This is a genomic window from Nocardia sp. NPDC056564 (genome assembly GCF_042793755.1).
In the GTDB taxonomy this organism is placed as follows: Bacteria; Actinomycetota; Actinomycetes; order Mycobacteriales; family Mycobacteriaceae; genus Nocardia.
This window is the reverse complement of record NZ_JBHTUR010000003.1, coordinates 266638-289833: the sequence shown is the minus strand read 5'-3', so window position 1 is coordinate 289833 and position 23196 is coordinate 266638. Positions and strand designations below refer to the sequence as shown.

13 protein-coding genes are annotated in these 23196 nt (G+C 68.2%); 12 read left to right on the top strand and 1 reads right to left on the bottom strand.

Annotated elements, in window-relative coordinates; all coding sequences use genetic code 11:
• Positions 1-319: 319 nt before the first annotated feature.
• Genes ACFQ9K_RS09155 through ACFQ9K_RS09115 form a run of 9 tightly spaced genes read left to right on the top strand, consistent with a single transcriptional unit; the run spans position 320 to position 17578 of the window.
• The gene (locus tag ACFQ9K_RS09155; protein ID WP_378718191.1) at positions 320-8974 is read left to right on the top strand and encodes an amino acid adenylation domain-containing protein; all 8655 of its coding nucleotides are present in this window, start codon (positions 320-322) and stop codon (positions 8972-8974) included.
• A 44-nt stretch (positions 8975-9018) separates the two neighbouring features.
• A complete protein-coding gene (locus tag ACFQ9K_RS09150) occupies positions 9019-9771 on the top strand; it encodes a class I SAM-dependent methyltransferase (RefSeq protein WP_378718192.1) in 753 nt (250 codons plus the stop codon).
• Positions 9772-9803: 32 nt separating this feature from the next.
• Positions 9804-11114, top strand: a complete 1311-nt coding sequence (locus ACFQ9K_RS09145) for a phytoene desaturase family protein (protein WP_378718194.1) — start codon at positions 9804-9806, stop codon at positions 11112-11114.
• A gap of 46 nt (positions 11115-11160) precedes the next feature.
• Positions 11161-12351, top strand: a complete 1191-nt coding sequence (locus ACFQ9K_RS09140) for a LeuA family protein (protein ID WP_378718195.1) — start codon at positions 11161-11163, stop codon at positions 12349-12351.
• Entirely contained in the window at positions 12348-13754 is a 1407-nt protein-coding gene (gene leuC / locus ACFQ9K_RS09135; protein ID WP_378718197.1) for a 3-isopropylmalate dehydratase large subunit, read from the top strand. Before ACFQ9K_RS09140 ends, leuC begins: the two co-directional genes overlap by 4 nt.
• A complete protein-coding gene (leuD, locus tag ACFQ9K_RS09130) occupies positions 13751-14374 on the top strand; it encodes a 3-isopropylmalate dehydratase small subunit (protein ID WP_378718198.1) in 624 nt (207 codons plus the stop codon). The genes leuC and leuD overlap by 4 nt, the downstream gene beginning before the upstream one ends.
• Positions 14371-15393: an isocitrate/isopropylmalate dehydrogenase family protein gene (locus tag ACFQ9K_RS09125; RefSeq protein ID WP_378718199.1), complete on the top strand. Its 1023-nt coding sequence runs from the start codon at positions 14371-14373 to the stop codon at positions 15391-15393. Before leuD ends, ACFQ9K_RS09125 begins: the two co-directional genes overlap by 4 nt.
• Before the next feature lie 17 nt (positions 15394-15410).
• Complete coding sequence (locus tag ACFQ9K_RS09120; protein ID WP_378718200.1) at positions 15411-16625, top strand: pyridoxal phosphate-dependent aminotransferase; 1215 nt, start codon at positions 15411-15413, stop codon at positions 16623-16625.
• On the top strand, positions 16619-17578 hold the full coding sequence (locus tag ACFQ9K_RS09115) for a helix-turn-helix domain-containing protein (protein WP_378718201.1): 960 nt from the start codon (positions 16619-16621) through the stop codon (positions 17576-17578). Before ACFQ9K_RS09120 ends, ACFQ9K_RS09115 begins: the two co-directional genes overlap by 7 nt.
• Positions 17579-18086: 508 nt before the next feature.
• Here ACFQ9K_RS09115 and ACFQ9K_RS09110 read toward each other — a convergent pair.
• Positions 18087-19319 carry an ROK family protein gene (locus ACFQ9K_RS09110; protein WP_378718203.1) on the bottom strand — a complete coding sequence of 411 codons (1233 nt, stop codon included), beginning with the start codon at positions 19317-19319 and terminating at the stop codon, positions 18087-18089.
• Positions 19320-19462: 143 nt separating this feature from the next.
• Between ACFQ9K_RS09110 and ACFQ9K_RS09105 the strand changes: the two genes are divergently transcribed.
• The 3 genes from ACFQ9K_RS09105 to ACFQ9K_RS09095 are packed head-to-tail and all read left to right on the top strand — an operon-like array spanning position 19463 to position 23078.
• On the top strand, positions 19463-20512 hold the full coding sequence (locus tag ACFQ9K_RS09105) for a substrate-binding domain-containing protein (protein WP_378718204.1): 1050 nt from the start codon (positions 19463-19465) through the stop codon (positions 20510-20512).
• A complete protein-coding gene (locus ACFQ9K_RS09100; RefSeq protein WP_378983011.1) occupies positions 20503-22026 on the top strand; it encodes a sugar ABC transporter ATP-binding protein in 1524 nt (507 codons plus the stop codon). Before ACFQ9K_RS09105 ends, ACFQ9K_RS09100 begins: the two co-directional genes overlap by 10 nt.
• Positions 22023-23078, top strand: a complete 1056-nt coding sequence (locus ACFQ9K_RS09095) for an ABC transporter permease (RefSeq protein WP_378717580.1) — start codon at positions 22023-22025, stop codon at positions 23076-23078. Before ACFQ9K_RS09100 ends, ACFQ9K_RS09095 begins: the two co-directional genes overlap by 4 nt.
• Positions 23079-23196 lie beyond the last annotated feature (118 nt).

The window sequence follows — 23196 nt, the reverse complement described above, 5'->3', positions numbered from 1 at the left end:
AGAACTCGATCCGATCGGGGCCGGGTAGTTATTGTCACGGCGCTGAAGCCGCGGTATCGCCCGGAAAGTCAGCGTATCCGCAGCAACCATACTCGCTCTTGGCTAGCGCAAATAGTACGTGTAATGATTGTTCCTATCGATACCCGCCGGCTCTACCCGGGCATGGAGCCGGATGTTCTTGCGGCACACACATTGTCAGCATTTCAGATACCCCGCGGCCGGCGGCTCCTGTGCATCGTGTCGGTGATCCAGGTAAGCGGCCGGACGCGTCGGATAAAGCGTCGCTATCGGAGCTATCGCGGTGAATTGCGGAGGCGGCATGGTCGACCTTTGTGCTCGGCTCGCTGAGTTATGGAACGGAATAATCGATCAATCGGAATCGGATGTCGACAGTGACCTGCTCGCATCCGGAGCGAATTCGCTGGACATCTGCCGATTCGCCTACGAAATACGGCGTGAATTGGGGATTGCCGTGTCGGCCCGCGCGGTTTACGACGCTGCCAGCCTGGCTCGGCTTGCGCAATCGCTGACGTCCACTGTCGACGACAGGAATGTCCGGTCCGCACAAGCCTTCACACCGATTCCGCGCCCAGACCCGCTGCCGCTGAGCTCGGGACAGTCGGCACTGTGGTACCTCGGCCGCCAGGATCCGGCGTCGTCGGCTTACCATGTCCCGCTGACCATTCGAGTACACGCGGCACTCGACGAAAAGGCGTTGGAAGCCGCAGTCGGCGATTGCGTCATGCGGCACAAGAGCCTGCGAACCGTATATCCCGTCATCGGTGCAAGGCCCTGCCAGGTCGTCGTTCCCGCGGACGAATTTCGTGTCCCGTTCGAGGTGCGATCGGTCTCACCGGAGCAGTGCCGGGCCGTCGTGGCGGCGGAATCGGCACGGCCGTTCGATCTGCGCACGCAAATTCCGGTGCGCGCGACGTTGTTTCGCACCGGCGCGACGGAATCGACCCTGCTGGTCGTGGTGCATCACATTTCCTTCGACGGCTGGTCGGTCGGGCCGTTCTGCCGCGATCTGGCCGACGCTTATGCCGCACGGGTGGGCGGCCGTAGCCCGAATTCGGCTCCGCTATCCATCGAATACGCGGATTACGCAGTGTGGCAACGTCATACGTACGACCGCGCCGACGAGAACAGCGACACCGCCGCCGAGCAAATCCGATTCTGGACCGACACATTGGCGGACCTGCCGACGGAACTGCCCGGCCTGGCCGACCGGCCGCGGCCGAACGCCCCGCTCGGCCGCGCCGGCGTCGTGCACGACGCGTGGCCGGCGGAGCTGCACACGAGATTATCGAAAGCGGCGCAAACGCATCGGGCGACATTGTTCATGATTTTGGCGGCCGCCCTGGCCGAGGTCTTTGCGCAACGCGGCGCCGGGACCGACATACCGCTGGGCACCGCCACCGCCGGGCGGCTCGACCATCGTTTCGATGATGTCGTCGGCTACTTCGTCAACCCGGTGACGCTTCGCGTCGACACCTCCGGGCAGCCGGACTTCCCGGAATTGCTCGCCCGGGTCCGGTCCGTAGCGCTTGCGGCGTTCGACAACCACGATGTCCCGTTCGAGCGCGTCGTCGAAGCCGTCGGCCAGCCACGGGCGCTCGGCCGGAATCCGCTGTTCCAAACGGGATTGGTGGTGCAGAGCATGCCCTGGCCTGTCGTCGAGCTGGCCGGTGTGTCCGCAGAGGTGTCGGTCCCGTCGACCGGCTGGGCGAAGTTCGATCTCTACTTCGAGTTCTGGGAGCAGCATGGCCCGGCCGGCGAACCGAATGGCCTGACCTGCTCGGTCGAATACAGTTCCGATCGCTTCGATCCGGAGACCGTGCGGGAGCTGCTGGACCAACTGCGCGACGTGCTGGCTCGGGCCACCGGGCACGGCGATGCGCCGGCGCTGCCGAAACCAGCCGGGGCGTCCCTTGCCCGGTTGTTCGAGCGGCAGGTCGACGCGCACCCCGAGGCCATCGTGGTCAAAGCAGACGACGGCGTGCTGACCTACCGGCAACTCAACCGTCGGGCAAACCAATTGGCGAGACTGCTCACCGCCGCCGGAGTCGGCCTCGAGACCCTGGTCGGCATCGCGCTGCCGCGTTCGGCGCAGCGCATCGCGGCCACGCTCGCGGTGCTCAAGGCGGGTGGCGCCTATCTGCCGCTGGATCTCGACTACCCGGCCGACCGGCTGACCCAGATCATCGATGACGCGCGGCCGGTGCTGGTCATCGCCGGCGCCGACGGTATCGCTCAGCTGTCGGATCCGTTGCCGGTGCCGGTATTCGCCTTGACCGCCGACACCGTCGAACAGTGCGCGCGTCAGCCCGATGACAATCCGACCGACGCCGCCCACCGCTGTGCTCCGGCGAATCTGGCGTGCGTGCTGTACACCTCCGGCTCGACCGGACGGCCGAAGGGGGTGATGATCCCGCATGCGGGCGCCGCCGCGTTCGCCCTGGACAGCCGCTTCGCCACGGCCGCGCATCGCCGGATGCTGATGCACACCCCGTTCGGCTTCGATGTGGCCAACTACGAGCTGTGGGTGCCCCTGCTGCACGGCGGGCAGACGGTACTGCTGCCGCCGGGCCGGCCGGACACCGCGATCCTGGCGAGCTCGATCGCGCGCGAGCAGGTCTCGGCCGTGTGGCTCACGGCCGCGGTGTTCCAGCTGATCGCCGCCGAGGACCCCGGCTGTCTGCGCGCCGTTCAACAGGTGTGGAGCGGTGGCGAAGCGGTGCCGCCGGAGTCGGTGCGGCAGGTTTTCGCCGCCTGTCCCGAGATCGTGTTCGTCGATGGATACGGCCCCACCGAGGCGTCCTGCATGGTCACCAGCCATGCCTTGCGACCGTCGGATCGACTGGCGGATACGGTGCCGATCGGGCGTCCGATGGACGGCGTCGGGGCATGCGTGCTCGATGAGCGGTTGCGGCCGGTGGCCGACGGTGCGGTCGGTGAGCTGTACGTTGCGGGAATCCGGATCACCCGCGGGTACCTGCGTCGCCCCGGATTCACCGCAACCCGTTATGTGGCAAGTCCTTTCGGTCCGCCGGGCGAGCGGGCCTACCGGACGGGCGATCTGGTCCGGGCGCACGCGGACGGGGTCCTGGAATATCTCGGCAGGGCGGACGCGCAGCTCAAGGTGCGCGGCCATCGCATCGAATCCGGCGAGGTCGAGCACGCGATGAATCTCCATCCCGCGGTGGTGCAGTCGGCGGTGGTCGTGGATGGTGCGACGCCACTGGACCGGCATCTGATCGGCTACTTCGCGACCGCTGGGAATGCCGATGCCGAGGATCTGCGTGCGCACCTGACCGCCACCCTGCCCCGGCACATGGTGCCCGATCGGCTGATCCGGCTGGAACGCCTGCCGCTGACCCCGCACGGCAAACTCGACCGCGCCGCGCTTCGCTCGGCGGCCGCACGTCCGGTCCGCTCGATCGAACCGGCCACTATCGCAACGCTTTTCGAAGAGCAGGTGGCGCAGCATCCCGCCGGCGTCGCACTGAGTCTGTCGGCAGGCGAGGAGGTGTCCTACGCGGACCTGAACCAGCAGGCCAACCGGATCGCTCGGATGATCGTCGCCCGCGGCGCCGGCCCGGAACGAGTGGTGGCGCTGCTGCTGCCGCGCGGCCGGATGCTGATCACCGCGATCTTGGCGGTGGCGAAATCGGGGGCGGCATTCCTGCCGATCGATCTGGACGCCCCGCTGGATCGAATCAGGTTCGTGCTCAACGATGTTCGACCGGCACTGGTCATTCGCCGCGCCGCCGACAGCGGCAAGTGGGTCGCTGCGGAGTCCGTCGCGGAACAGATCGTGCTCGACCAGGACGACCTCCACACCGACCGGTGGCCTGGCCACGATCTGGCCGCCGACGAGCGGCACGGCGCCATCGCGCTGGATCAGCCTGCGTATGTGCTCTACACCTCCGGGTCCACCGGCACACCCAAGGGCGTCGTCCTCACCCATGGTGGCCTGGCCGGCCTGGTTCGGGTCTCGCGCGGGCGATTCCGGGCGGGCGGTTCGAGCCGGGTATTGCAGTTGTCCTCGCCGGGCTTCGATATCGGGATCATGGAGCTGTGCGTGTCGTTGCTGTGCGGTGGCGTGCTTGTGCTGGCCCCGACCGGCCAACTGCGACTCGGTGCGCCCCTGGTGGAATTGTGTGCGCGACAACGGGTTACCCATATGATGATGGCGCCCACCGCGCTGTCGGCGCTGCCCGTGGGTTCCCTGCCGTCGGTCGAAGTGCTCGCCGTCGGGGCGGAGGCGGTGCCGCAGACCTTGGCCGCGTCCTGGTCCGCGGGCCGGGTCCTGCTCAACGGGTACGGTCCCACCGAAGCCACGGTCTGCGCCACGGTGAGCCGGCCGCTCGACGGCTCGGTGCCGCCGCCGATCGGCCGGCCGATACCCGGCGTGCGCTGCCACGTCCTGGACGACGCGCTTCGACCGGTACCGGCCGACGGGGTCGGTGAGCTGTACCTGGGCGGGCCGGGGCTAGCGCGCGGATATGTCAACCGGCCCGCCGCGACGGCGGGGCGGTTCGTCGCCGATCCGTCCGGGCTACCCGGCGAACGGTTATACCGAACCGGCGACCTGGTCCGCAGGCACGCCGACGGTGATCTGACCTACCTCGGCCGAGTCGACGATCAGGTCAAACTCAACGGCGTCCGAATCGAACTCGGCGAAGTCGAGTCGGCGCTCGGCACGCACGCGGCCGTCCACGCCTGCGCGGTCACGGTTCGGGAAGACCGCCCCGGCATCCGCTATCTCGCGGCCTACCTCGTCTGCACCGCCGCCGATGCCCCCGCGCCCGCGGAATTGCGCGAACACCTTCGAAAGACGCTGCCGGACAGCATGATTCCTACCGCCTACGTGACGGTCGCCGAACTCCCGCGCACCCTGAACGGCAAGATCGACCGCGCCGCGCTGCCGAAACCGGAGCAATCGAGCGCGCCCCCGCCGGGAGACGACCGGACCGGGACGCAGGCGGAGATCCAGCGCATCTGGTGTGCGGTGCTCGGCCGGGATTCGATCGGTCTCGACGAACCGTTCTTCGAGGCCGGCGGGACATCGCTGCTGCTGGTCCAGTTGCAGCAGCGGTTGACCGAGGCGCTGGACACCGAGGTGGACGTCGCGACCCTGTTCGACTATCCGACCATTCGGCGCTTTGCCGACCACTGCGCGCCAGAACGCCTGCCGGAACGAAGTTCCCGGGGCGAGCGCGGGCCCACGGAGCACTCGATCGCGATTGTCGGCATGGCGGTCCGGGCGCCCGGGGCGGCCGGCCTCGATCAGCTGTGGTCGTTGCTGACCGATGGCACGGAGGGCATCGTGCACGGCTCGGCAAGCCGGAACGGTTTCGTCGCCTCGACCGGCGTGCCGCCGGGGGCGGGCACGTTCGACGCCGGCTTCTTCGGCTATACGGCGGCGGACGCGCGGCAACTCGACGCCCAGCAGCGGCTGTTCCTCCAGACGGCGTGGGAGGCCGTGGAGCACGCCGGATACGATCCGCGCGCGCTGGACGGCCCGACCGGTGTCTTCGCGGGCGCGGGCCTGCCCTACGACTGGCTCCGCGCCAACGACTGGCGGCAGACCACGAATCCGGCTGCGCTGCAACGGGTCGGGCTCGGCAATCCGCTGCAATTCTTGAGCGCGCACACCGCCTACAAGCTCGGTCTGCGCGGACCGGCCCTCACGGTGAACACCGCCTGCTCCACGTCGTTGGTCGCGGTGCATCTGGCCTGCGAAAGCCTGATCACCCGGCAGTGCGCGACGGCGCTGGCTGGCGGCGTGAGCCTGCGACCGGACGGTGAGACCGGCTACCTCCATCAAGACGGCGGGGTGCTGTCCCCGGACGGACGATGCAGGCCGTTCGACGCCGATGCCGGGGGAACGATCTCCACCGGCGGTGCGGGCCTGGTCGTGCTGAAACGCCTTGCCGACGCGGTCGCCGACGGCGACACCATCCACGCCGTCATCCGGGGGTCTGCCACCAACAACGACGGTGATCGCAAGCTCGGCTTCACCGCGCCCAGTGTCGACGGCCAGGCCGAAATGCTCGACGCCGCCTACCGGTTCGCGGGTGTCGATCCCGGGACGGTCACCTACATCCAGGCGCACGGCACCGCCACGGCCCTCGGCGACGTCGTCGAGGTGCGCGCACTCGACCGGGTGCTTGGCCGATCCGGTGACACAGCGCGCCGCTGCGCGCTCGGCTCGGTGAAAGCCAATATCGGGCATACGGATTCGGCGGCCGGGGTGATCGGGCTGATCGCCACCGTGCTGGCCGTCCGGCACGGCCGGATTCCAGGCGTCGTGCATTTCCGGCAGCCGAACCCGAGGCTGGAGCTGGACCGAACGCGCTTCTACGTCAACGCCCGGACGGTCGCGTGGCCCCCCACCGATGGCCTCCCACGACGCGCCGGGGTCACCGCCATCGGCCTGGGCGGCACGAACGCGCACGTTGTGGTGGAGCAGGCCCCGGCACCCGGGCGATTGCCGGAAACCGAACGGGCACAGGTGCTCACGGTGTCGGCCAGAGACGCCGCGACGCTCCAGCGTGCTGCGACGAGACTCGCCGATCACCTGCGGAACAGTTCCGATCTGTCGTTGGCCGATGTCGCGTTCACCCTGCAACGCGGCAGGCATCACTTCGCTCATCGCCGCGCCGTGTCGTGCCGAAGCGTTGCGCAGGCGATCGAGGGACTGTCGGACACCGGCAGCCCCGGCCACGTCGTCGCCGACCCGGGCACACCGCGAAAGCTGGTCTTCCTGTTTCCCGGCGGCGGCTCGCAGTTTCCCGGCATGGGCCGGACCCTGTATGCCGAAGAGCCGGTCTACCGGGCGACCTTCGACGAATGCCGCGCCCTTTTCCGAACCGAATTGGGCTGTGACATCGGCGAGTTGCTTCTTCATGCGGAAAAGGGTGACGACACCGCCACAGTGCTGCGCCGCCCTTCGCTCAACTTCGCCGCGATACTCACCACCGAACTCGCGGTCGCGGCACTGCTCAGGTCCTATGGCATCACCCCGACCGCCCTGATCGGCCACAGCCTGGGGGAGTACGCCGCGGCGCACGTCGCGGGCGTCCTGTCCATGCCCGATGTGGTCGGTCTGGTCGCGGCGCGCGGATTGCTGTGCGACAAACTCCCGCCGACCGCGGTGGTCTCGGTTCCGCTGGCCGAGGACGAGGTCGGGCCGATGCTCGATGCCGGACTCGCCATCGCCGCGGTGAACAGCGTCCGGCACTGTGCCGTCTCCGGGCCGGTGGACACACTCGAACAGTTCCTGCGGCGACTGCGCCGCGACGGCGTCCAGGTCAAGCCGGTGCCGATCGACATGGGCGCCCACTCCGCCGCCACCGATCTCATCGCCGACGAGTTCGCCCGGGAATGCGCACGCCGTCCCCATGGGTCGCCGACCATTCCCCTGGTGTCCGGATTGACCGGGGCCATGCAGCCCGTCGGCGAACCGTTCGACCCGCGCTATTGGGTTCGGCATCTGCGTCAGACCATTCGATTCGCCGAGGGGCTGAACACCGTGCTCGCCGACCCGGATGCGATCGCCGTGCAGATCGGGCCGGGGCGGGCCCTGCTGCAACTCACCGAGGTGCATCCACGCTGCGGTGCGGACCGCCCGGTCCTGCCGACCCTGCTGCCCGATCGATGCGAAACCGACACGGTCGCAGAACTTCTCGCCCGGCTGTGGGAACGCGGCGTCGACCTCGACTGGGGTGCCGCCGGGCACGGGGAACGTCGCAGGCGCGTCCCGCTCCCGGCCTACCCCTTCCCGGTGGATGACGAACCGGCGACACCGGCGGCCCACCCGGAGCCGCTCAGCGCGACCGAGCCCGGTTCCGATCGAATCGAACAGGTGCTGCGTCGGCTGTGGTGTGAACTGATCGGCGTCGCCGAGGTCGGCGCCACGGACGACTTCCTCCACTCGGGCGGCGACTCCCAACTGGCCGTTGTGTTCCGCAGCCGGATCAAAGAGGCACTGGGCGTGCAGATTTCGGCCCATGCCTTCCTCCAGTACCGGACCTTCGGTGCGCTGCTCGATCATCTGCGGCCCGCGCCGGCACCGGCACGGACAGCGGCGGCGCACTCACCGGTCCTGATCACCCTCAGATCGGGCGAGCCGGACCGGGTGCCCCTCTACCTCGTTCAAGCCATCGGCGGCACCGTGTACTCCTACCGGGACTTGGTCGACCACCTGGACGCGCGCCGGCCCGTGCACGCCTTCCGCGCCTACGGGATCGAACCCGGCGAACCGGTTCCGTCGACGATCGGCGACGCCGCCGACCGCAACGTGCGGGCGTTGCTCGACACGCACCGGGGCGGGCCGATCGTGCTGGGCGGTCACTCGTCCGGTGGCGTGCTCGCGCACGAGATGGCCAGGCAACTGCTCGACGCGGGACAACCTGTCCCCGTGGTGGTCCTCATCGACACCACGACGTTCGCCGACGCGCACCGATACAACCTGCGCACCGCCGAGGACGTGCGCGCGGCCTTCGACAGCTTCCGTGACACCGCACCGGAGGCCTGGGCCGCGTTCACCACGGCGATGGACACCGACCCGAATATCCGAGCCGTGATCGTCGCGACCAATTCCGCGATCCGCGAACACCAGCCGGTCGCGATACCCGCCGACCTGCTGTACCTGCGCGCCGCCGAGACCAACCGGATATTCGACCCGCATCCCGAAAACGCATGGCGCCAATTGTTCTCGGGCCGGACAACAGTGTGCACCGTGTCCGGGAATCATTTCACGCTCATCGACGGGCCGCATGCCGCCGGCGTGGCGGAAGCGATCGAGCAGGCGTTGCGCGGAGTCGAAACCGATTCGGCCGCAGAAGTTTCCGGCAGCCCGTCGATGCTGCACATTCGCACCCCGTCGGGCCTGCGGGTGGGCGGGCTCAGCCTGGCCCAGGCGGCCGAGCTGATCCGGGCGACGGGAGGTCTGCGCGACAGGTGAAAACCGCTGCTGGCGAACGTTATCCACCAGAACCATGAGGAGCCATGAACAACCCAGCGATCGGCGATCGATTCGCCGCATACGGTGCGACCTACGCACAATCGGAACAGCTTCCGTTACGAAAATATCTGGAAGCGCCCAGCTTCTTGTCCGTGCTCGGCGACATCGAGGGGCTGTCGGTTCTCGACGCGGGGTGCGGGAGCGGGTTCTATGCCCGCACCCTGGCCAGGGCGGGAGCGGGAAAAGTGATAGGCCTGGACCCCTCCGAGGGCATGCTCGCTGTCGCCGAACAGCTCGAGCGCGCCGAAACCGACGGCATAGCCTATGTTCTCGGTGATCTCGCCGATGCGGCCCGGCTCGGCCCGGTCGATATCGTCACCGCGGTCTACGTCCTGCCCTATGCCACTTCACTGGAGCATCTGGCGGCGATGTGCCGTGGCGCCGCCGCGGCGCTGCGGCCGGGCGGGCGCTTCGTCACCTTCGCCGTGAACCCGGATTTCGCCCGCGATCCCGACTGGTACGCACCGTACGGGTTCGCCCTGCGCTGCGCGCACACCGGCCAGGAGGGTGAGCCGGTGACCCTGGTCTCGGAACTGTTCGATCCGCCGCTGGCGGTGCACCTGCGCCGCTGGTCGCGCCAGGCGCACGAGACCGCCCTGCGCGCAGCCGGTTTCGCGGACATCACGTGGACGCACCCCAGGCCCTCGACCGCCGGGATCGCCGAGCTGGGTCCCGAGTTCTGGGCGGCCTACACCCAGATCCCGCACGCCCTCGTGCTTACCGGCCTGCGCCCCTGATCGACTTTCGGACAACACCCGAGGAGGGTGACATGGCACCCGAGTACGACGTCATCGTCATCGGAGCCGGCCTGGCCGGCTTAACCGCGGCCACGGCCTTGCAGGCGGCGGGCCGTCAGGTCACGATCATCGAGCGGGCCGATCGCGCCGGCGGATTGTGCGGCAGTCGGATCATCGACGGTTACTCGTTCACCATCGCCTGCAACGACTTCGGGCATTTCATCGTCGACGCGATGGCTCGGCTGGGTGTGCAGATCGAATTCACCAGACCGCGTTCGCTCCTGTGCACCGCGCGGCGGACCTACCGGCTTCCGATCGGCCCCGCGACGGTGTGGCCGCTACTACGCGAGCTGCCCGACCTCGCCCGCTTTCTCCGGGCGCTGCGCAGCGGAATCGCCTCCCCGGAAACCGTTTTCGTCGACGACATCCTCGCCGCGGTGAAGGGCCCTGCCGTCGCGGACCTGATCGGCATCTGGTGCTGGGCGTTCGGCACGCCTCCGGGCCGGTTCCGCGGCGACAAGTTCGCCGCACTGTTCGCGAGAAAGCCGGGATACGGCTACGACCGGATGGTCACCCCGGTCGGCGGACCGCAAGCCCTCGTCGATGCCATGACGGCACGCTTCACCGAACTCGGCGGCGAAATCGAGCTGGGCAGCAGGGTTCTCGACGTCGTGGCCGCCCCCGAGGGCAAGATCGTCAGCACGGCGACCGGAGTCCGGCGCGCGCGGCAGGTGGTGTCCAGTCAGGCCCCGGCCGACCGGTACCCGCCGGGAGTGGTACCGGGCCTGGCGTTCGGAACCCTGCACCTCGCCACCGACGGCGGCGCGCCCTTCCCGGCGGGCGTGCACACGGTCGCGCACGTGCCCACCGGAATCCCGGAAATCCTGAATCGCCTCGACGCCGGTGAGCTGCCGGACGACATTCCGTTCACCGTGTTTCCCTGCGGCCCTGCCGGTTCCGCGCAGCGGGACCAGCGGACGTTCAACGCGTACCTGCTGTTCCCGCGCGGTGTCGATGAGTTCGACGCGCAACAGCGCAGCCGCATCGAGCTTTACGTGCTCGCCCGGATCGAATCCATGATCCCCGGTTTCACCGCCCGGATTCGCTACCGCAGGCTCGTCTCGCCCCGCGAATTCACCGCGCTGCACGGTGTTCCGAGCTACGCGACGCCGGTGATCATCCCGCCGGGATTCGAGAAGCCCGACGGCTACGACCCGATCCGGGACATCTGCTACGTCGGCAACCACGTGCAGCCGGTGGGCGAGCACGCGTGCAGTGCCGTCGCCTCCGGCTTACGCGCCGCCGAAACCCTGGCCAGGGCCGACGATCTCGTTCCGCGCTGACGGCGCACCGAAACATCCCCACCGATCAGGATTGGAGAAACGAATCATGACCAGCTGCGACAATTCGTCACTCCGGCGAATATCGCTGTTCGACACCACGTTACGAGACGGTGAGCAGGCCCCCGGGAACGCCTTGTCGCCGCGACAGAAACTCGAGCTGGCCCTGGCGCTGGAGGAGATCGGTGTCGACGTGATCGAGGCGGGTTTCCCGGCCTCGTCACCGAGTGAATACGAGGCCACGGCGCTGCTGGCCAAGGAGTTGACCACCGCGCGGATCGCGACGCTGAGCCGGGCCGTGCACGAGGATGTGCGGCTGGCGATCGAGGCGGGCGGAACCGCGAACCACCACCTCCAGATCCTGGCCACCGGCAGCGAGACCCACCTGAAGTACAAGCGCGGCATCGACAAGGCCGAGGCGGTGCGCGAGGTCGTCGACACGATGCGCTACGCCGCCGCGCTGGGCGCGGAGAATCTGACGCTGGGTATCGAGGACGCGACCCGTGGTTCGGACGCGCTGCTGCGGGAACTGATCGAGGAATCGCTGGCCGCGGGCGCGAATCTCGTCGCGGTCGGCGACACCACGGGGTGTATGACCCCGAACGAGTACGGCGCGCTGATCGCCAAGATCCGTTCCTGGGTCGGCCCGGATATCGCGATCGGAACGCACTGCCACGAGGACCTCGGCCTGTCGCTGGCCAACGCGCTGGCCGGCATCCAGGCCGGGGCCGACGAAGTGCAGACCACCCTGGCCGGGATCGGCGAACGAGCGGGCAATACCGCGCTCGAAGAACTGATCGCCGTGCTCACCTACAAGGGCCACGAGATCGGCGCCCGAACCAGCGCGAAGACCGAGGGCCTCTACCACGCCTTCCAGCTACTCAGCCGGGCGATCGGACTGACCGCGCCGCGGAACAAGGCGATCTTCGGCGTCAACGCCTTCGCGACCCAGGCCGGCATTCATCAGGCCGGCATGCTGCGGGAACCGATCACCTACGAGTACATCGAGGCCGCGCGATTCGGCCGGACCCGATCGCTGCTGGTCGGCCGGGGCTCGGGTCGGGCGGTGCTGCGCTACGTCTACGACGAGATCGGTCTTCCCGTGGATGAGGGCGTGGTCGAGCGGCTGTATCAGGACTACGTCGCCAATCGGGTCAACGGCGAGTGCATCGACCTCCAGGGCGTGCGGGAGCTGATCGTGCGACAGCACGCCGCGACCGGGAAGGCGGGGGTTCCGTGAGCGGCGCGCGCACCCTGATCGACAAGGTCTGGGACAACCATGTGATCCAACCGGTCGACGAGCACACCGACCTGCTCTACATCGATCTGCACCTGGTGCACGAGGCCAGTTCGCCCCAGGCGTTCGACGGCCTGCGCCAGGCCGATCGCCGGGTTCGCCGCCCCGACCTCACCCTGGCCATCGAGGACCACAACGTCCCGACCCGCTCGCTGTTGCTGACCGACGCGCTGGGCCGGGGGCAGGTGGAAACCCTGCGGCGCAACTGCGCCGAGCACGGCATCGAGTTGTTCCGGCTCGGCGACACCCGTCAGGGCATCGTCCACGTCGTGGCGCCCGAACGCGGATTCGTCCAGCCCGGCATGTCGGTCATCTGCGGTGACAGCCACACCTCGACCCACGGCGCCTTCGGTGCGCTCGCCTTCGGCGTCGGCACCTCCGATGTCGAGCACGTGCTCGCCACCCAGACCCTGCCACTGGCGCGACCGCGCACCATGGCCGCGGAATTCGTCGGCGAGTTGCCCGCCGATGTCACCGCTAAGGACATGATTTTGGCGCTCATCGCCCACATCGGAGCCAACGGCGCGCACGGTCACATCATCGAATTCCGCGGCCGACCCGTCGAAGCGCTGTCGATGGAGTCGCGGATGACCATGTGCAACATGAGCGTCGAGGCCGGCGCACGAGCGGGGCTGATCGCACCCGACGACACCACCCTGGCCTATCTCGACGGGTTGCCCGCGGCGCCCGGCAAAGCCGCCTGGGCCGACGCCGTCGCGCAGTGGCGGACGCTGCCCACCGATCCGGGCGCGGTGTTCGACCGCACCGTCACCATCGACGTCTCCGGCCTGACCCCGTTCGTCACCTGGGGCACCAATCCCGGGCAGGCCGTGCCGATCTCCGGTGTGGTGCCGGATCCGGCCGGGTTCGCGGATCCGGCGGCGCGCGCAGCCGCTCAGCGCAGCCTGGACTATATGGATCTGATCCCCGGTACGCCGATGCGGTCGATCGACATCGACACCGTCTTCCTCGGGTCCTGTACTAACAGCCGCATCGAGGATCTGCGTTCCGCGGCAGCGATTCTGCGTGGCCGCACCATCTCCCCGTCGGTGCGGATGCTGGTGGTTCCCGGCTCGCTGGCGGTGCGGCGGCAGGCCGAGCAGGAGGGGCTGGACACCGTCTTCCGCGCCGCCGGGGCCGAGTGGCGGCTGTCCGGCTGTTCGATGTGCCTTGGGCTGAACGAGGACCGGCTGACCGGCACCGAACGCTGTGCGTCCACATCGAATCGCAATTACGAGGGTCGCCAGGGCGCCCGTGCGCGTACGCATCTGGTGTCTCCCGCCGTTGCCGCCGCCACCGCGGTCACCGGACGACTCACCGGCCCGAACACTCTGGAGGAGTCATGAAGGCGGTCACCGAGCACACGGGCCGGGCGGTGGTGTTGCGGCGCAGCAACGTCGATACCGACCAGATCATCCCGGCAGAGTATTGCAAGCGGCTGACCAAGAGCGGGTACGCGGACGCGTTGTTCGCCGGCTGGCGGACGGATCCGGATTTCGTGCTCAACCACCCGGCGAATACGGGCGCCAGCGTCCTGGTCGCGCAACACAACTTCGGCACCGGTAGCTCCAGGGAACACGCGGTGTGGGCGTTGCGGGATTGGGGATTCGTCGCCGTCGTCGCCACCAGTTTCGGAGATATCTTCCACCGCAACGCGTTCAAGAACGGACTACTGGCCGTCGAGTTGCCCGAACCGGCGGTCGATTGGCTGGCCGACGCGATCGAACGCGACCCCGGCCTGCCGGTCACGGTCAATCTCCGTCGGTGCGAGATCGGGGCGGGTGGGGTGCGGTATCCGTTCGCGGTCGACGCGCGGGCCCGGGAGTTGCTGCTCGGCGGAATGGACGAGATCGCGGTGACGCTCGAACGTGACGCCTCGATCAGGAGCTACGAACGGACCCGTGCCCACTGGCTGCCCAGCATCCGCCCGAGCGTGCCCAGCCTGGTCGGGGGAGCCGGGTCATGAGCACGATCACGGTGATTCCCGGCGACGGCATCGGCCCCGAGGTCATCGAGGAGGCGGTGCGGACCCTGGACGAGCTGGCGCTCGGGCTCGAGTTCGACATTCTCGGGCACGTCAATGCCGACAATTATCTGCGCACCGGAATCGCGTTGTCGGACAGCGATTTCGATCGCATTTCCGCCAGCGATGCGGTCCTGCTCGGCGCGGTCGGCGACGCCAGGGCCGATATGGCCTATGCCCGCGGCGTGCTGCTGCGCCTGCGTTTCGACCTGGACCTCTACGTGAACTATCGGCCCGCCGTGCTCTGCCACGATCGGCTGAGCCCGCTGCGCGACGAGACGCGGCGGTCGATCGACTGCCGGGTGGTCCGGGAGAACACGGAGGGGCTCTACGCGGGTATCGGCGGCAGACTGCATCGGGCGACGAGCAACGAGGTCGGGATCGATGCCGAGATCAGCACCTATCACGGTGTCGCGCGCATCCTCGACTTCGCGTTCACCAGCGCACGGCGCTCGGTGTGCCTGGTGGACAAGTCGAACGCGGTCCGCAACGGCGGCGCGTTGTGGCAGCGCTGCTGGGCCGAGGCGTGTGACAAGTATCCCGACGTGCCCGCCCGGCACCTGTACGTCGACGCGGCGGTCATGCACCTGGTCCATGATCCGACCGCGTTCGATGTCATCGTCACGAACAACTCCTACGGTGACATCCTGAGCGACCTCACCGCCGAGCTGGCCGGCGGCCTCGGTGCGGTCGGATCGGCGAATATCAACGGCGGCAACGGGTTCGGCCTGTTCGAACCGGTGCACGGTTCGGCGCCCGATATCGCGGGACGGGCGATCGCGAATCCGATCGGCGCGATCCTCACCGCCGCGCTGCTGGTCGACCACCTCGGCCACCGCGACGCCGCCCGCGCGGTTCGCACCGGGGTCGAGAAGGTGATTTCCGCCGGGCACGTCACCCCCGACCTCGGCGGGCCGCTGTCGACGAGGGACGTCGGCGCGGCGATCCGCGCACAGTTGTGACCGAAGGAGATGACCACATGACATCCTTCCCGCGTCCGCAGATCGCGTCGAAAGTCGCGAGATTGGCCTCCGGTCAACTGTTCCGGTTGCTGAGCGAGGCACACGACAGCCAGGCGATCGACCTCGCCCTCGGCGTGCCCGAGACACCGGCCACCCCATCGGCCTTGATCGAGGCCGCCGCCGCGGTGCTACGCGGCGGACAGCACAACCAATACGCGAACCCCTTCGGGAATCCGCTGCTGCGCAAGCAACTCGCCGACACCTTCCGGCCCGCGGCGGATCCGGATACCGAAATCACCATCACCGTCGGCGCTACCGAGGCATTGCACACGGCCGTGCTCACCGTCGTCGAGCCGGGCGACGAGGTGGTCCTCTTCGAGCCCGTCTATGACAACTTCCTCAGCGCCATCGCGCTCGCCGGCGGCATCCCCCGGCCGATCTCGCTGTCCCCACCACACTGGCGTCATGATCCGGCCGAGCTGCGCGCCGCGTTCGGACCGCGCACCCGGGCGATCATCGTAGCCACCCCGAACAACCCGACCGGGCACATGCTTTCGCGCGCCGAGTGGACCGAGATCGCCGAGCTGTGCCAGCACTGGAACGCGGTCGTCGTCTCCGACGAGATCTATAGCGGCTACGTCTTCGACGGCCACCGGCACATCTCGGCGGCCGATATTCCGGCCCTGCGCGACCGATGCTTTGTCGCGGGCAGTCTTTCGAAGAGCCATGCGGTTTGTGGTTGGCGGATCGGGTATCTCCGGGCCGCCGCGGCGCTGACCACGGCGGCCCGTCAGGTGCACATCGCCGTGTGCGGCGGTACCGCCGCACCCTTGCAGGAAGCGGTAGCGCGGGGCGCGGCGGCCGACCCCGAGTTCCCCCGGCCCGGCACCGATCTACGCGCACAACGGGATCGGACCATCGAGATGTTCGACCAGCTCGACTTCCGTTGCGTCCCACCGGATGGTGGCTGCTATGTGATGGCCGACATCACCTCGTTCACCGACGCGGACAGCGAAACCCTCGCCGAGCGCTTACTCCGGCAGGCGGGGGTGCTGGTTGTGCCGGGGCGATACTTCTACCTGGACGACAACGATCACCGGGACGCGTTCGTCCGCGTGGCGTTCAATCGGTCGTTGTCGCTGCTCGACGCTGCCGAGCGGCGGCTCAGCGCGGTCGCGTCCGGCCGGACCCGGGCGTTGATCGGCGGCGAGCACGGGGGGACGGCGTGGTGATAGTTCTCGACACCGCGACGGTCGCGCCGCACGAGCGAGCCGATCTGGTCGCGGCCGCCATCCGCGAGACGGCGGCACCGATGCACCTGGAGCTGGCCGGTCCGGATCGCGACATCCGTTGCCGATTCGAGCAGTGGCAGCTCGGTGACACGACGCTGTTGCGGTCCGCGCTGGGCGGGATCAAGGTGGTGCGCACGCCGCGGCTGATCCGGCAGGCGCCTGCCACGCAGTTCCTGATCAACTTCACCCGCGGTGGCACCGGATCGCGGTTCACCCGCGGCGCCACCCGGTACCACTATGACGACGGTGATCTCTTCCTCCTCGAACTCAACCGGCCGTTCGAGGCCGAGTACGCCGGGGGCGAGTGTGTGAGCCTGCAGATGCCGCACGAACTGCTCGACCTTTCCGAGGACATCGTTCGCGATGCCGCTGATCGGTTACGCGCCAGTCCGTTACACCATCTGCTGGTGACCCAGCTCGCCGAGCTGATCGATATCGCCCCCACGGTCCACGAGCCCGCCGCGGGCGATGCGCTCGGCCAATCCTGTCTGGAGGTCATCCGCGCCCTGCTCGTCACCGCCGTCGATCACGGTGACGCGACAGCGGTGCCCACCGACATCATGGTCGCCCGAATCCGTGCGTACATCCGCCGCCATCTTGCCGACCCCACCCTCACGCCGGCCACCATCGCTCGCGCACACTACATTTCGATCCGCCACCTCTACAAGATCTGCGCCCAGGCAGGCATCCGGCTCGAACAGTGGATCATTGCCCAGCGTCTCGACAGAGCACGCGCCCAACTCGCTCGACCTGATCTCGCGCGGCACACCATCGCCGCCGTCGCCCACCGGTACGGCTTCCGCGACCCCGCCCACTTCACCCAGCGCTTCCGCGCGACCTACGGCATGACGCCGAGCCAATGGCGAGCGGATACCGACCACCGCCCACGATGAGTCACAAGCACGCATTCTCAACGCGTAAACCCACTGCGGTCCAGCGCCGTTCGGTGTTGTGAAAACCAACAGCACTCTTGCGCAACACTACTGATGTTTCCCATTCGTGCACTGTCAAGTCGCAAACCCGGCCCGCTCATGAAAGCATCTGTGCCAGTTGACTATCGGATTGCAGGCACTACCGCATAGCCGCGCACCGAGAATTCGAGGAAACACAATGCTTCTGTGGGCGACCGTCGGCACCGCAACCCTCATCGTGCTACTCCTACTCGGCGCGGCAGCACGAGCCATGGACCCCCAGAGCCGAGCAGACCGCCGCCGCCAGAACCCCTCCGCCGCCCGCCCATCAACCGCACAACAGCAGTGGCCGCAGTCGAGGCGCTAGTTTCGGTCAACCAAGCCCGAGCTGGCTCGCGGATCGAACCTCGCCCGCAATCACACTGTGGGACACGAGCGGCCCCAATGGGTCTCGCGCTGCTTGGGCTGTGGTCGGGTGATGCCCAGGAAATCACGGAGTAGGGGTGCGCTGGGCTCGGCGGGCGGCTATGGAGCCGAAGGTTTCGCGGTCGGCGAGGAAGCCTTCGAGGGCGAAGGTGGCGGCGCCTAGGCTGGCGGGGTTGTGGGGGAGGGTGGAGAGTTGCAGGGTTACCGCGGCGAAGGGGTCGGTCATGGCGTGGCGGGCGGCTACCCGACGGGTGACGTCGAGGAGGCGGGCGCCGAGGTGGTCGGCGATCAGGTCGCCGAAGACGATGGTTCGCGGGTTGAACAGGTTCACCAGGTTGGCGATCGTGACGCCCAGGTAGTGGCCGGTCTTGTCGATGACCTCCAGCGCTACCGCGTCACCGGCGTCGGCGGCCTTGGCGATGGCCGCGATGGTGACGGCGTCGTCGGCGTCGAGTAGCGGGCTGGACGGCGCGAGTTCGCGCAGGGTGCGCACGATGCCGGGCGCGCTGACATACGCCTCCACGCAACCCGTTCGCCCGCAACGGCATTCGCGTCCGTCGAGCACCAGGTTGGTGTGTCCCCACTCGCCGGCGCTGTTGGTGACACCCCGATAGAGCATCCCCTCGACGACCACGCCGATACCGACGCCGGCGCGCAGCGTGACGACGATCAGATCGTCCACATCCCGCCCCGCCCCGAACCAAAGATGCGCTGCCGTACTGGCTTTGAGCGGATTGTCCAGGTACAGCGGGTAGGCGAGGTGCTGCTCGAGCAGCTGCGCGAGGGGCACGTCGTGCCAATGCCAGTACGGCGAGAACACCGAGACGCCGCCGATGGGATCGACGAGACCCGGCACGCTCAGCCCGACGCCGAGCACCTTGTCCGCGTCGCCTGCGGCCAGCTCGCCGATGCCGCGGGTGATCAGCGCGACGACATCGCCCGGCTCGGTGGCCGCCGGGTCGACGGGGATCTCGACCGAGCGCTGCACCGTCATCGCCATGTCGAAAAGGTCGAAGTGGATGGCGGTTTCGGCGATATCGACCCCGACCAGCCTGCCGCGGTCGGGATTGATCGCGAGCTGGGCGCGCGGGCGGCCGATGCCGGGCGCGTCGTAGCCGAGCTCGGCGAGCACGCCTACGTCCAGCAGTTCCGAGATCATGTTGCCGACCGTGGCGAACGACAGCCCGGTCGCCCTGGCGATCTCCTGCCTGCTGATATGGCCGACGGCGGCGTACACCGCCTGCAGCACGCCGAACCTGTTGCGACGTCGGATGTCGCGCGCGGTCAGCTGATACACGGGTCGGGACCTCCTCGTCCGCTGGTGGTCGCAAACATACCGAACCACTTCCGCCAACAGTATTTACAACAGTTATCGGAAGTCTTACTGTAACCGGCATCACTACACGACGCGAGTAGGCGTCAGATCACCGAGGAGTGCCCATGTCCTGGACCCATCGACGACGTTGGACCAGTGCCGTTCTGTGCGGGGTGTCGCTGGCCCTGGCCGCGACCGCCTGCTCATCGGGCAAGGAGGCCGACTCGGCCGCCAACGGTCCACAGCATCAGACGGGCGCGGTCAGCCTGGTCTACGCGCAGAAACAGGGCGACCAGGAGTACTTCATCGGTGAGGCCGAAGGCGCGAAGGCGAAGGCCAAGGAACTCGGTATCGAGCTGAAGGTCGTGAACCTGGGCAACGACGCGAACAAGGCGGTCACCGAGGTCAACAACGCGATCAATCAGAAGGCCAGCGGCGTGATCGTCGTGGTGCCGGATCCGTCGGTCGGCCCGCAGGTCGCCCAGCTCACCAAGACCGGCGGCGTCGCGCTGCTGACCTCGGATGACCAGGTCTGCACGACCGGTCCCGATCCATCGAAGTGTGCCAAGGACCAACTGGTGCCGCGCGTCGGATTCAGCGGAACGCAGATGGGCACCGAGGTCGGCCGCCGAGCGGGCGAGGACTTCAAGAAGGCCGGCTGGAAGCCGGAGGAAACCGCGATCGTCGATGCGTGGAAGCAGGACGTGACGGTCTGCACCGACCGGGTCGAGGCGAACAAGAAGGCCTTCCGCGCGGCGGCCGGTGTCGACGTCAAGGTGATCGATGTCGGCACCGACAACACCCCCTCGGACGCGCAGAACAAGATCTCCGCGACGGTCGCGGGCAACCGCTCGGTCAAGAACTGGATCGTCATGGGCTGCAACGACGAGAACGTCAGCGGTGGCGTCGCCGCCATCCAGAATTCCGGTTACGCCGCGGACAACGTGCTCGGCGTCGGCCTCGGCGCCTACCTGGCCTGTAAGGAATGGCGTGGCGGCAAGCCGACCGGCTTCAAGGCGGCGCTGTTCATCAACGGCAAGGATGTCGGCGCCCTCGCGGTGCAGACGATCTACGACTACCTGAAGAACGGCAAGGCCATGCCCGCCGAGGCCTTCGCCCCGACCACGATGGTCGACTCCGGCAGCTGGCAGCAGGCAGGCGTTCCATGCAGCTGAACGGCCTGCGCGCCACCGGCCTCAGCAAGAGTTTCGCCGGGGTGCCCGCCCTGCGCGACGTGAGCCTGGACTTCCCGGCCGGCGCGGTGACCGCGCTCATGGGTGAGAACGGCGCAGGCAAATCCACGCTGATCCGGATCCTCGGCGGCGATCACCGTCCGGATACCGGCCGGCTCGAACTCGACGGCGTCGTGCTCGAGCCGGCCACCCCGGCCGATGCCCGCGCGGCCGGGATCCGGGTGATCGGTCAGGAACCGGAGATCGTGCCGCACGTCTCGGTCGCCGAGAACGTCTACCTCGGCGCGCTGCCGCGCCGCGCGGGTCGCCTGCTCGACCGCGCGGCGCTGCGCGAGCGGATGCGCACCGACCTGGCCCGGCTCGGCTTCGATCGCGACCTCGACCCGGACACCGTCGGATCGAAACTGACTGCCGCGCAACGCCAGCTGGTCGAGATCATGCGGGCGCTCACCACCGACGCCAAGGTGATCGCCTTCGACGAGCCCACCTCCTCGCTGTCCGACCACGAAACCGAATCGCTGTTCGCGCTGATCGGCCGGTTGCGGGAGCGCGGGCTGGCGGTGATCTACGTGTCGCATCGGATGCGGGAGATCTTCCAGCTCGCCGATCGGGTCGCGGTCCTGCGCGACGGCGCGCTGGTCGGGGTGCGCGCGATCGCGGAGACCGACGATCAAGAGATCGTCCGCATGATGGTCGGTCGTGACCTGTCCACGCTGTTCGCCCGCGGGCCGAGCGCGCCGGGCCGGGTCGTCCTGGATGTGGACGCGGTGACCACCGACGACGTGCGGGACGTGAGCCTCCAGGTACGTGCGGGCGAAGTGGTCGCGCTGGCCGGGTTGGTCGGCGCGGGCCGTTCGGAGCTGGCGGGCGCGCTGGCCGGTGATCATCCGATCCGCTCCGGTGCGGTGCGGGTGGACGGCAAGCAGCTGCGGTTGCGTCAACCACGGGACGCGGTGCGGGCCGGCATCGGCTACGCGCCGGAGGAACGCAAAGCTCAGGCCCTGCTGCTGCATCGCGGTGTGCGCGACAACATCTCACTGGCCATGCTCGATCACCTGCGCCGACTGCGCTTCGTCAAAGCGGGCGAGGAACGTCGGCTCGCCCAGCACTACGTCGACTCGCTGCGCGTACGCACGCCCTCGATCGAACAGGAGGTGCGCAAGCTCTCCGGCGGCAACCAGCAGAAGGTGGTGCTGGCCCGCTGGCTGGCGCGCAAACCCAAGGTGCTGATCCTGGACGAGCCGACCCGCGGCGTGGACGTCGGTGCGAAGGCCGAGATCTACCGCATCATCGAGGAATTGGCCGAGGCCGGGGTGGCGGTGCTGGTGATCTCCTCGGAACTACCCGAAGTACTCGGCCTGGCCGACCGGATCGTCGTCATGCAGCACGGGCGCGTCACCGGCGAACTGGACCGCAGCGCAGCCAGCGAGGAGGCCATTCTCGCGCTCGCCATGGCCGCAGACCTCACGTCGAACACATCTCGAGGGAACCAATGATTGAGCAACAACTCGAACCGCCGCCGGTGGCCACCGCCACACCGGCCCCCACGCTGAGCCGCTACACCGCCGCGCTCACCCCGCGGCGACTGCTGCACGCGATCGGCCCGGGAAATCTCAGCCTGATCGGCGCGCTCGTGGTCATCGTCGCGATCTTCGGCTCGCTCAACGATGGCTACCTCGATCCGGCGAACCTGGCCGGAATCGGCGACGCGGTCACGGTATTCGGGCTGCTGGCTGTCGTGCAGACCGTGGTGATCATCTGCGGAGCGCTCGATATCTCGGTCGGCTCGCAAGCGGGCGTGGCCTCGGTGATCAGCGCGATGGCGTTCACCGCGACCTCGGGTAACGCCTTCCTCGGCATTCTCGCCGCGGTCGGCGTCGGCGTGCTGCTCGGCCTGGTGAACGGGCTGATCATCGTGTACGGCCGGGTGAACCCCGTGATCGCGACGCTGGCCACGCTGGCCGCGTACAAGGGTCTGGCCCAACTGATTTCGGGCGGCAAGGCGCAGGGCTTCGTGCTGGACAACGACCTGTTCATCTTCCTGGCCCGTGGCAAGATCATCGGGCTGCCGGTTCCGGTGATCATTCTCGCGATCGTCGCCCTGGCCGTGCACGTGCTGCTGAAGTACACCGATATCGGTCGCAATATCTATGCCATCGGCGGAAACGACACCGCCGCCCGGCTTTCCGGTATCAACATCAACAAGTACCTGATCGCGGTGTTCGTGCTAGCCGGTGTGGTGGCCGCGATCGCGGGCATCATCCTCACCGCGCGCACCGGATCCGGGCAGCCGGTTTCCGGCAGCGAAGGTCTGGAGCTGAAGGCGATCACCGCGGCGGCGCTGGGCGGATGTGCGCTCAAGGGCGGCAAAGGAACCGTCGGCGGCACGCTGCTGGCCGTGGTCCTGCTCGGCGCACTGGACAACGGGCTGAATGTTGTTGGCGTCAATACATTTTGGCAGAATGTCGCGCAGGGATCATTGCTGGTCGCCGCCGTCGTCATTCAGCAGCGGCGCAGTGGCGAACGCGCGGTCGGGTTGCCGACCTGATGTGAAACCCACACCGCCACAATCCGTTCGATATCCGCACGCGGTTCGGTGCGGCGAGTCGGTATGTGGGAAACCGGAAGGTGCGCGGCCGGTCCGCTGGCCGGTGCACCGCCTATCT

What these genes read in the sequence shown, in the direction of transcription:
- ACFQ9K_RS09095 (WP_378717580.1), top strand. Translation starts at nt 22,023, where the DNA reads ATGATTGAGCAACAACTCGAACCGCCGCCGGTGGCCACCGCCACACCG.
- leuD (WP_378718198.1), top strand. Translation starts at nt 13,751, where the DNA reads ATGAAGGCGGTCACCGAGCACACGGGCCGGGCGGTGGTGTTGCGGCGC.
- ACFQ9K_RS09155 (WP_378718191.1), top strand. Translation starts at nt 320, where the DNA reads ATGGTCGACCTTTGTGCTCGGCTCGCTGAGTTATGGAACGGAATAATC.
- ACFQ9K_RS09105 (WP_378718204.1), top strand. Translation starts at nt 19,463, where the DNA reads ATGTCCTGGACCCATCGACGACGTTGGACCAGTGCCGTTCTGTGCGGG.
- ACFQ9K_RS09125 (WP_378718199.1), top strand. Translation starts at nt 14,371, where the DNA reads ATGAGCACGATCACGGTGATTCCCGGCGACGGCATCGGCCCCGAGGTC.
- ACFQ9K_RS09145 (WP_378718194.1), top strand. Translation starts at nt 9,804, where the DNA reads ATGGCACCCGAGTACGACGTCATCGTCATCGGAGCCGGCCTGGCCGGC.
- ACFQ9K_RS09120 (WP_378718200.1), top strand. Translation starts at nt 15,411, where the DNA reads ATGACATCCTTCCCGCGTCCGCAGATCGCGTCGAAAGTCGCGAGATTG.
- ACFQ9K_RS09150 (WP_378718192.1), top strand. Translation starts at nt 9,019, where the DNA reads ATGAACAACCCAGCGATCGGCGATCGATTCGCCGCATACGGTGCGACC.
- ACFQ9K_RS09140 (WP_378718195.1), top strand. Translation starts at nt 11,161, where the DNA reads ATGACCAGCTGCGACAATTCGTCACTCCGGCGAATATCGCTGTTCGAC.
- ACFQ9K_RS09100 (WP_378983011.1), top strand. Translation starts at nt 20,503, where the DNA reads ATGCAGCTGAACGGCCTGCGCGCCACCGGCCTCAGCAAGAGTTTCGCC.